Below are 8,507 nucleotides of genomic sequence, written 5' to 3'. Positions count from 1 at the left end.
CGGGAGAGGTGGGTGCCGGCGCGCCACCTGCGCCGACCTGAAACGATCGGGCGCCGTCTCCCTCTTCCGGACGGGAGAGGCGGCCCCGAACCGGCACGGTTGCCGGGCCGGGACCCCTCGTGTAGAGGTCGCCGCCAACGTGAGGACCGCCCGCGGCGGTCGGCCGACGCGCGCACGGTCCCGGGGGGCGCCGGGTCTCCTGCGCCCGGCGCGGACGGCCCGTCCGCCCGGCGACGACTTCAGGAACACGGCGAGAACGCATGTCTGACCAGCCCACCACCGCCACGAGCGCCACCTTCGACCGGGTTGCCGACATCATCGCGGACACCGCCGACATCCCGCGGGACAAGATCACTCCCGAGAGCCACGCCATCGACGATCTCGGCATCGATTCGCTGGCCTTCCTCGACATCGCCTTCGCGGTGGACAAGGCGTTCGGCATCAAGCTGCCGCTGGAGCGCTGGACGCAGGAGGTCAACGAGGGCAAGGTCCCGGCCGAGGAGTACTTCGTCCTCAAGAACCTCTGCGCCCGCATCGACGCGCTGGTGGCCGAGAAGGCCGCCAAGGCCTGACCCGCCGGGCCCGACCCGAGCCGCCCGCCCCGCCGCCGACCCACAGCCGACCATGCGCCTCGAATACTTCGAGATGATCGATTCCGTCCTCCACCTCGACCGCGAGGCCGGCCGGATCGAGGCGCTGGCCCGCGTGCCGGACGCGAGCCCGGTCTTCGAGGGGCACTTCCCCGGCCACCCGCTGGTGCCGGGCGTGCTCCTCACCGAGACGATGGCGCAGGCGTCGGGCTACCTCGTCCTCGCCCATCTCGGCTTCGCGCAGATGCCCTTCCTGATGGCTGTCGACAAGGCGCGCTTCCGCGCCTTCGTGGGGCCGGGCGCCGAGCTGCGGATCGAGGCGAGCCTCGTCCACGACGGCTCGGGCTACGCCGTGACCAAGGCCGCCATCCGCCACGCGGGCAAGCCGCTCGCCGACGCGGAGCTGCGCTTCCGCACCATGCCGTTCCCGCCGGGCCTCGACGCGCCGATGCGCGAGCGGGCCGAGCGGATCGGCCTGCCGCTCGGGGCAGGGACGGGAGAGGGATCATGAGCGCGGCCGAGAGCGCGGCCGAGGACGCGGCCATGAGCGCGGTCATGAGCGGGCGCGAGGTCGTCGTCACGGGGCTCGGCCTCGTCTCCTGCGCGGGCGAGGGGGTCTCCGCCCATCTCGACGCGCTCGAGCGGGGCGCCGTCCCGCGCACGGACGCGGAGACCTTCGCGCCCTACCCGGTCCACCCGGCGCCGAGCCTCGCCCTCGACGGGCAGATCCCCAAGAAGTCCGACCAGCGCCAGATGGAGGCGTGGCAGCGCCTCGGCGTCTACGCGGCGGGCCTCGCCCTCGACGCGGCCGGGTGCAAGGACGACGCGGCCTTCAAGGCGAACCTCCACCTCGTCGTGGCGGCGGGCGGCGGCGAGCGCGACTACGCGGTCGACGGCGCGATCCTGACGGGCCTGCGCGAGGCCGCCGATCCCGGCGCCTACCTCAACGAGCGCCTGCAGAACGACCTGCGCCCGACCCTGTTCCTGGCCCAGCTCTCGAACCTGCTCGCCGGCAACATCGCCATCGTGCACGGCGTCACGGGGGCCTCCCGCACCTTCATGGGCGAGGAGGCGGCGGGCGTCGACGCCCTGCGCATCGCGCAGGCGCGGGTGGCCTCGGGCCAGATCGACGCGATCCTCGTCGGCGGCTCCTACAGCGCCGAGCGGCCCGACGTGATGGTGATCCACGAGATGGGCGGCTTCCTGAGGAAGCCCGATTACCGCCCCGTCTTCGAGCGGGACGGGGCGGGCGGGGACGGCTTCATCCTCGGGAGCTGCGCGGCCTTCCTGGTGCTGGAGGCGGCCGAGGCCGCCGCCGCGCGGGGCGCCCGCGCGCTCGCCCGGATCGGCCCGGTGGCGAGCGACCGCACGCGGCGCGCGGCGGGCAGCGTCGCGGCGAGCCTGTCGGCCCTCTGGGGCCGGGCGGAGATCGCCGGGCCGGCCGCCGTGATCTCGGGCGCGACGGGCGTCGCCCCGATCACCGCCGAGGAGCGGGCCGCGCTGGAGAGGCTGGCGCCGGGCGCCCCCGTCACCGCGCTCGGCGACGTGGCCGGCCACGGCCTCGAGGTCGCCGCCCCCTTCGGCGCGGCGCTCGCGGCCGCCCTCGTCCATGAGCGGGGCCTGCCCGAGGTCGCGGTGACCGCGGTCGGCCACCGCCGCGGGGAGGGCGTGGTGCGGGTGCGCGCCGCCTGAGCGCCACCCACGGGAATCGGGCGGGAATAGGGGCAGCGGCCCAGGGGAATTCGGTTTAAGACGACCCTCATGACAGCTCACCGCAATCGCGACGCGCGCGGCCGGCCGCTGGTGGCCGTCACCGGCATCGGCCTCGTCACCTCCCTCGGGCAGGGGCAGGCAGAGAACTGGGCGGCCCTCACCGCCGGGCGCTCCGGCATCCACGCCATCGCGCGCTTCCCCACGGAGGGCCTGCGCACCACCATCGCCGGCACCGTCGACTTCCTCGACACCGACCCGCTGGTGGCGCCGGTCCTGTCCGAGCGCTTCGCGGCGACCGCCGCCGAGGAGGCGGTCGCGCAGGCCGGGATCGGCCGGGCGGGCGACTTCCCCGGCGCGCTCTTCATCGCGGTGCCGCCCGTCGAGATGGAGTGGCCGCAGCGCCGGGCGCTGGCCGAGGCCGCGGGCTCGGCGGACGCCGTGACCTACGCGGGCCTGCAGCGGGCGGCGGCGAGCCGGCGCTTCGACGCGTGGCACGACCTCTTCATCTTCGGCACCGTGGCCGACCGCATCGCCGACCGCTTCGGCACCAAGGGCTCGCCGATCTCGCTCTCGACGGCCTGCTCGTCGGGCGCCACCGCGATCCAGCTCGGCGTCGAGGCGATCCGCCGCGGCGAGATGACGGCGGCGCTCTGCATCGGCACGGACGGCTCGGTGAACCCCGAATCGCTGATCCGCTTCTCGCTCCTCTCCGCCCTCTCGACCCAGAACGCGGTGCCGGAGGCGGCCTCGAAGCCCTTCTCGAAGAACCGGGACGGCTTCGTGATGGGCGAGGGCGCCGCCGCCCTGGTGCTGGAGGATGCCGAGGCCGCCCGCGCGCGGGGCGCGACGATCCTCGGCTACGTGCTCGGCTGCGGCGAGAAGGGCGACGGCTTCCACCGCACCCGCTCCAGCCCGGACGGGGCGCCGATCATCGCGGCGATCCGGGCCGCCCTCGACGATTCCGAGGTGGGGCCGGAGGGCATCGACACGATCAACGCCCACGGCACCTCGACGCCGGAGAACGACAAGATGGAGGCGCTCGGCCTGATGGCCGTGTTCGGCGAGCGCATGGGCAGGGTGCCGATCTCCTCGAACAAGTCGATGATCGGCCACACGCTGACGGCGGCGGGCGCCATCGAGGCGGCGGTCTCGCTCCTGACCATCCGGCACGGGCGCATCCCGCCGACCATCAACTACGCGGTGCCCGACCCCGCCATCCCCCTCGACGTGGTGGCGCAGGCCCGCGACGCCCGGGTCGAGCGGGTGCTGTCGAACTCCTTCGGCTTCGGCGGGCAGAACACCTGCCTCGTGCTGGGCTCCGAGCCGGCATGAGCGCGGGGACCAGCGCCGAGACCGGCGCGGGGACGAGCGCGCGCCGCGTCCTCGTCACCGGGGGTGCCTCGGGCCTCGGCGCCGCGATCGTGCGCGCGCTCGCCGCGGCCGGCCACGACGTCGACTTCACCTACCGCTCGTCGGCCGCCAGGGCCGAGGAACTCCTCGACGAGATCGGCCGGGCCCATCCCGAGCGGCGCCTCTCGGCCCACGCCCTCGACCTCTCGGACCGGGCCGCCCTCGACGCGTTCTGCGAGCGGATCGAGGGCGAGAGCTGGTACGGGCTCGTCCACAATGCCGGGCAATCGGCCGACGCGCTCGCCGCGATGCTCTCGCAGGAGCGGGCCGAGGCCGCCATGCAGGTGAACTTCTGGTCGCTGACGCGCCTCGCCAAGGCGCTGGTGCGCGGCATGATCCGGGCGCGGGCGGGGCGCATCGTGGCGATCGGCTCGGTGGCGGCGCTCCGGGCCAATGCCGGCAACGCGGCCTACGCCGCCTCCAAGGGCGCGCTGATCTCCTACTGCCGGACGCTGGCCATCGAGTCGGCCAGGCGCGGCGTCACCGTCAACGTGATCGCGCCGGGCTTCATCGACACCGACATGATGGCGCCCTACGCCGCCCACCGCGAGGGGATGGAGCGGCAGATCCCGGCCGGGCGCTTCGCGAGCCCCGCCGAGGTTGCGGCACTGGCGGCCTTCCTGATGGGGGAGGGCGCCGGCTATATCACGGGGGCCGTCCTGCCCGTCGACGGCGGCCTCACCGCCATGATGGGCGTCCACCGCTCCTGAGACCGACGATGCGTCCGCTCCTCGCCCTCGCCCTCGGCTCGTCCCTGCTGGCCGCCGGGCCGGCGCGCGCCGAGCCGGAGCCGTTCCGGGTCGACGGGCTGCCCCGCGGCGAGGCGCTGAGCATCCGCGCCGAGCCCGACCCCGGGGCGGAGGTCGTTGGCGAGATCCCGGCCGGCCGGCGCCTCCTCGGCTTCGGCTGCACCAACGACACGCCGAGCCGCACCACGTGGTGCCGCGTCAAGTTCGGCCGCGCCGTGGGCTGGGCGCGGCGGCGCTACCTCGCGCCGGAGTGAAGGCCGTTGAAGGAGGGCCCGGACCTGCGTAGGTATCGGGCGGAGGCCGCGCGATGGCGACGATGATCATCCGGGACGACGTGCTGTGGGCCCGCCACATCGAGGGCGATCCGGACCTCGCCCGCCGGATCCGCGCCCTGCCGGCCGACGACGCCATCGTCCTGCGCATCGAGGGGCGGCCGGTGCGCTTCCGCAAGATGCGCGACGGGCGCGACGGGCGCCCGACCGCGGGCGTGCGGCCGGACCCCGCCTTCGCGGAGTTCTGGAAGGCGCTCCAGGCCCGGCGCGGCGCGATGATCACGGTCGAGCCGGAGGCGGGCGCCGTCGATCCCTACCTCCTGTCCTTGTCCGCGACCCTGAGCGAGTGGAACAGCCCCGAGGACGCGGCGGCCTATGACGGGCTATGACCGCTACGACGTCCTGACGGCCCTGTTCCCCTTCGTCGACATCCCCCAGCGCAAGCCGCGGCCGATCCTCGTCCTCTCGACGGCCGCCTTCAACGCCGCGCACGGCCACCTGATCGCCGCCATGATCACCACGGGCGCGGGCAGCCGGTGGCCGAGCGACCATGCCATCGCCGACCTCGCGGCCGCGGGCCTGCAGCACCCCTCCGTGATCCGCTGGAAGCTGTTCACCCTCGGCTTCGGCCAGATCGGCCGGCGGATCGGCGCCCTCGCGGAGGCCGAACGGCACGCGGTGCGTGCGCGGCTCGACGCGATCCTGTACGGAGCCCCCGAGGCGACAGCGCCGGCCCATCCCGGGGCGCGCGCGCAACCGGAAGACCCATGATGCAAGCCCTCCAGCTCTTCGGCGACCGCGACCTGCGCCTCACCGAGGTCGAGGACGCGCCCGCGCCCGGACCCGGCGAGGTGCGGGTGCGGGTGCGCGCGGTGGGGCTCAACTTCATCGACGTCTGGGGCTTCCGCGGCATGGCCTTCGCCAAGCGCAGGCTCCCGCTCACGGTCGGCGCCGAGGCCTCGGGCGAGATCGCCGCCCTCGGCCCCGGCATCGAGGGCTTCGCGGAGGGCGACGCGGTCGTGATGTACGGCGCGCAGACCTGCGGCCGCTGCCGGGCCTGCCGCGAGGGGCGCGACAACCTCTGCGAGGAGGTCGGCGGCGTGATGGGCTTCCACATCGACGGCTTCGCCCGCGAGTTCGTGACCATGCCGGCCCGCCTCGTCGTGAAGGTGCCGGCCGGCGTCGGCCACGCCGAGGCCGCCTGCGCGCCGATCGCCTTCGGCACCGTGCAGCACATGCTGTTCGACAACGCGCGCCTGGAGCCCGGCGAGAGCATCCTCGTCCACGCCGGCGGCTCCGGCATCGGCACCGCCGCGATCCGGATGGCCAAGGCGATCGGCTGCACGGTCTACACCACGGTCGGCGACGACGAGAAGGGCGCGAAGGCCGCGGCGCTGGGGGCCGACCACGTCATCAACTACCGGACCGAGCGCTTCGAGGGCGAGGTGCGGCGGCTGACGAAGCGCAAGGGCGTCGACGTGGTGTTCGAGCATGTCGGGCCCGACACCTGGAACGGCTCGCTGCTCTGCCTCAAGCGCGGGGGGCGGCTCGTGACCTGCGGCTCGACCTCGGGCGTCTCGACCACCATGAACCTGATGCAGCTCTTCCAGCAGCAGTACCGCATCACCGGCTCGTTCGGATGCTCGATCCGCAACATCCGGGAGTCGCTCGCCAAGATGGCGGACGGCATCGCGCCGGTGATCGACACGGTCTACCCGCTCGCCGAGTTCGGCCAGGGCCTGGAACGGCTCGAGTCGCGCAAGGTCTTCGGCAAGATCCTCGTGACGTTGTGAGACCGAGCGGGCCACTCCACTTGCAGTCGAGAATCCTCTAAGCGGAGCGCGTCCGCCCCGAGACGCCCGCCCGTCGAGACACCCGTTGCTGCGCCTCGCCTTCATCCTGAACCGCCACCTGCCCCGGATGGCCGGGCTCGCCATGATCCCGCTGATCCGGGGGCTGTTCCTGCTCGCCCGCGCCCTCGGGCCGGAGCGGGCGAGCGCCGCCGGGGCCGCGCTGTTCCGCCTCGTCGGCCCCTGGCTGCCGGCCCACCGCACGGCGCTCGCCAACCTGCGCGCCGCCTTCCCCGAGCGCGGCGAGGCCGAGCTGCGGGCGATCGCCCTGCAGGCGTGGGAGAACCTCGGCCGCACCGGCGCCGAGTACGCGCATCTCGACCGCCTGTTCGACTACGACCCGGCCGACCCCGCGACGCAGCGCATGGAGGTCGAGGGGATCGACCATTTCTACGCCCTGCGCGACGACGGCCGGCCCGGCCTCGTCTTCGCCTCGCACCTCGCGAACTGGGAACTGCCCGCGATCTGCGCGCAGAAGTTCGGGCTGGAGACCACGGCGGTGTTCCGGCCGCCGAACAACCCGGCCGCCGCCCGCCTCGTGCAGGAGGTGCGCCGCGCCACCATGGGCGGGCTCGCCGCGGCCGGGCCCGGCGCCGCCTTCGCCATGCAGGGCGTGGTGGAGCGGGGCGGCCATCTCGGGCAGTTGATCGACCAGCACTTCACCCGCGGCGTGGTGGTGGAGTTCTTCGGGCGGCCCTGCCTGGCGAACCCGCTGCTCGCCAAGCTCGCCCGGCACTACGATTGCCCCGTCCACGGGGTCCGCGTGGTGCGCAAGGACGGGGTGCGCTTCCGCCTGGAGCTGACGCCGCCCCTCGACCTGCCCCGGGACGCGGGCGGCGCCATCGACGTCCAGGGCGCCATGCAGGCGATGACGCGCGTGCTCGAGGCCTGGGTGCGCGAGGAGCCGGGACAGTGGCTCTGGATGCACCGGCGCTGGCGGCCCGCCATGCTGCCGAAGCCCAGGGTGCCGCCCGCCGAGGGGCCGGCCACCGAGGGACCGGCCACCGAATCCCGCCCTGGCGAGGGGCCCGCTCAAGCCAACGTGACTTCCCAGCCCTCCGCGCCCGCGCTCTCATGAGATGATGTCGGATGCAACCACGCCGCGACAGCGGCGCCTGACGCGCGCGCGCGGCGCGGCGTACCTGGCCGGCCTGCTGCCGGCGCTCGTCGCGGGCTGCCTGCCGGCGGCGGCCGAGCCGCTCCGCGCGGTGCTGGAGCTCTACACCAGCCAAGGTTGCGCCGTGTGCCCGCCGGCGGAGCACTATCTCGGCGACCTCGCCCGCCGTCCCGGCATCCTGGCGCTGACCTTCCCGGTCACCTACTGGGACTATCTCGGCTGGAAGGACACGCTCGGCCACAGCCTCTTCACCGAGCGGCAGCGCGGCTACGCCAGCGGCCGCGGCGAGGTCCGGGTCTACACGCCCGCCCTGGTGGTCAACGGCGGCGCGACGCTGCCGGGGGACAACCGCGCCGGCATCGAGCGGATCGTCCAGGAGGCGCGGGCCGGCACCGGCCTGCGCGTGCCGGTGCGCAGCGAGGAGCAGGGCGACCGGATCGTGGTCGAGGTCGACGCGGACCCGAACCCTCCGGGGCGCGCCGACGTCTGGCTGGTGCCGCTCCTGCGCAGCCGCGCCGTCACGGTGGAGCGCGGCGAGACCAAGGGCCGGGTCGCGGCCTACGTCAACGTGGCGCGGGGCCTCTACCGGCTCGGCGCCTGGACGGGGCAGGCGGTCCGCTTCGAGGCGCCGCGCTCGGCCGCGCGGGTCGGCGAGGCCGACACCTATGCGATCCTCGTCCAGGGGGCGCTCGGCGGCCGGCCCGGCCGGATCTGGGGCGCGGCGAAGGGTCCGGGCCTGTAGAGCCCGCACGCGGGGCCCGTCTCGCAGACTGGCGCCTCGAACGCTCGACGTCGCAGGATCGAGC

Annotated in this window: 11 protein-coding genes; all 11 read left to right on the top strand. The window is 74.6% G+C overall.

Going from position 1 to position 8,507, the window contains the following annotated elements; translation table 11 throughout:
- Positions 1-260: 260 nt before the first annotated feature.
- Entirely contained in the window at positions 261-572 is a 312-nt protein-coding gene (locus MOX02_RS28445) for an acyl carrier protein (RefSeq protein WP_147029144.1), read from the top strand.
- Between the two features lie 52 nt (positions 573-624).
- Positions 625-1,101 (top strand): 3-hydroxyacyl-ACP dehydratase FabZ family protein, encoded by a 477-nt coding sequence (locus tag MOX02_RS28440; protein WP_147029143.1) that lies wholly within the window; start codon positions 625-627, stop codon positions 1,099-1,101.
- Positions 1,102-1,145: 44 nt separating this feature from the next.
- Positions 1,146-2,282 carry a beta-ketoacyl-ACP synthase gene (locus tag MOX02_RS28435; RefSeq protein ID WP_147029147.1) on the top strand — a complete coding sequence of 379 codons (1,137 nt, stop codon included), beginning with the start codon at positions 1,146-1,148 and terminating at the stop codon, positions 2,280-2,282.
- 69 nt (positions 2,283-2,351) lie between these two features.
- Entirely contained in the window at positions 2,352-3,635 is a 1,284-nt protein-coding gene (locus MOX02_RS28430; protein ID WP_147029142.1) for a beta-ketoacyl-ACP synthase, read from the top strand.
- A complete protein-coding gene (locus tag MOX02_RS28425; RefSeq protein WP_147029141.1) occupies positions 3,632-4,423 on the top strand; it encodes an SDR family NAD(P)-dependent oxidoreductase in 792 nt (263 codons plus the stop codon). Before MOX02_RS28430 ends, MOX02_RS28425 begins: the two co-directional genes overlap by 4 nt.
- Positions 4,424-4,431: 8 nt before the next feature.
- The gene (locus tag MOX02_RS28420) at positions 4,432-4,716 is read left to right on the top strand and encodes an SH3 domain-containing protein (protein ID WP_147029140.1); all 285 of its coding nucleotides are present in this window, start codon (positions 4,432-4,434) and stop codon (positions 4,714-4,716) included.
- A 53-nt stretch (positions 4,717-4,769) separates the two neighbouring features.
- Positions 4,770-5,123, top strand: a complete 354-nt coding sequence (locus tag MOX02_RS28415) for a hypothetical protein (RefSeq protein ID WP_147029139.1) — start codon at positions 4,770-4,772, stop codon at positions 5,121-5,123.
- Positions 5,110-5,505 carry a type II toxin-antitoxin system PemK/MazF family toxin gene (locus MOX02_RS28410; protein ID WP_147029138.1) on the top strand — a complete coding sequence of 132 codons (396 nt, stop codon included), beginning with the start codon at positions 5,110-5,112 and terminating at the stop codon, positions 5,503-5,505. Before MOX02_RS28415 ends, MOX02_RS28410 begins: the two co-directional genes overlap by 14 nt.
- On the top strand, positions 5,505-6,527 hold the full coding sequence (locus tag MOX02_RS28405) for a zinc-binding dehydrogenase (protein WP_147029146.1): 1,023 nt from the start codon (positions 5,505-5,507) through the stop codon (positions 6,525-6,527). Before MOX02_RS28410 ends, MOX02_RS28405 begins: the two co-directional genes overlap by 1 nt.
- An 85-nt stretch (positions 6,528-6,612) precedes the next feature.
- On the top strand, positions 6,613-7,662 hold the full coding sequence (locus MOX02_RS28400; protein ID WP_147029137.1) for a lipid A biosynthesis lauroyl acyltransferase: 1,050 nt from the start codon (positions 6,613-6,615) through the stop codon (positions 7,660-7,662).
- A gap of 4 nt (positions 7,663-7,666) precedes the next feature.
- Positions 7,667-8,443, top strand: a complete 777-nt coding sequence (locus MOX02_RS28395; protein WP_238179873.1) for a DUF1223 domain-containing protein — start codon at positions 7,667-7,669, stop codon at positions 8,441-8,443.
- Positions 8,444-8,507 lie beyond the last annotated feature (64 nt).

Origin of the sequence: Methylobacterium oxalidis (assembly GCF_007992195.1) — a bacterium.
Lineage (GTDB): Bacteria > Pseudomonadota > Alphaproteobacteria > Rhizobiales > Beijerinckiaceae > Methylobacterium > Methylobacterium oxalidis.
The sequence above is the reverse complement of the archived record's forward strand: the minus strand, read 5'-3'. Positions and strand labels throughout refer to the sequence as shown.

Excerpts from the sequence above, each read along its gene's own strand:
- MOX02_RS28445 (WP_147029144.1), top strand. The coding sequence starts at position 261 with ATGTCTGACCAGCCCACCACCGCCACGAGCGCCACCTTCGACCGGGTT.
- MOX02_RS28440 (WP_147029143.1), top strand. The coding sequence starts at position 625 with ATGCGCCTCGAATACTTCGAGATGATCGATTCCGTCCTCCACCTCGAC.
- MOX02_RS28435 (WP_147029147.1), top strand. The coding sequence starts at position 1,146 with ATGAGCGGGCGCGAGGTCGTCGTCACGGGGCTCGGCCTCGTCTCCTGC.
- MOX02_RS28430 (WP_147029142.1), top strand. The coding sequence starts at position 2,352 with ATGACAGCTCACCGCAATCGCGACGCGCGCGGCCGGCCGCTGGTGGCC.
- MOX02_RS28425 (WP_147029141.1), top strand. The coding sequence starts at position 3,632 with ATGAGCGCGGGGACCAGCGCCGAGACCGGCGCGGGGACGAGCGCGCGC.
- MOX02_RS28420 (WP_147029140.1), top strand. The coding sequence starts at position 4,432 with ATGCGTCCGCTCCTCGCCCTCGCCCTCGGCTCGTCCCTGCTGGCCGCC.
- MOX02_RS28415 (WP_147029139.1), top strand. The coding sequence starts at position 4,770 with ATGGCGACGATGATCATCCGGGACGACGTGCTGTGGGCCCGCCACATC.
- MOX02_RS28410 (WP_147029138.1), top strand. The coding sequence starts at position 5,110 with ATGACGGGCTATGACCGCTACGACGTCCTGACGGCCCTGTTCCCCTTC.
- MOX02_RS28405 (WP_147029146.1), top strand. The coding sequence starts at position 5,505 with ATGCAAGCCCTCCAGCTCTTCGGCGACCGCGACCTGCGCCTCACCGAG.
- MOX02_RS28395 (WP_238179873.1), top strand. The coding sequence starts at position 7,667 with ATGTCGGATGCAACCACGCCGCGACAGCGGCGCCTGACGCGCGCGCGC.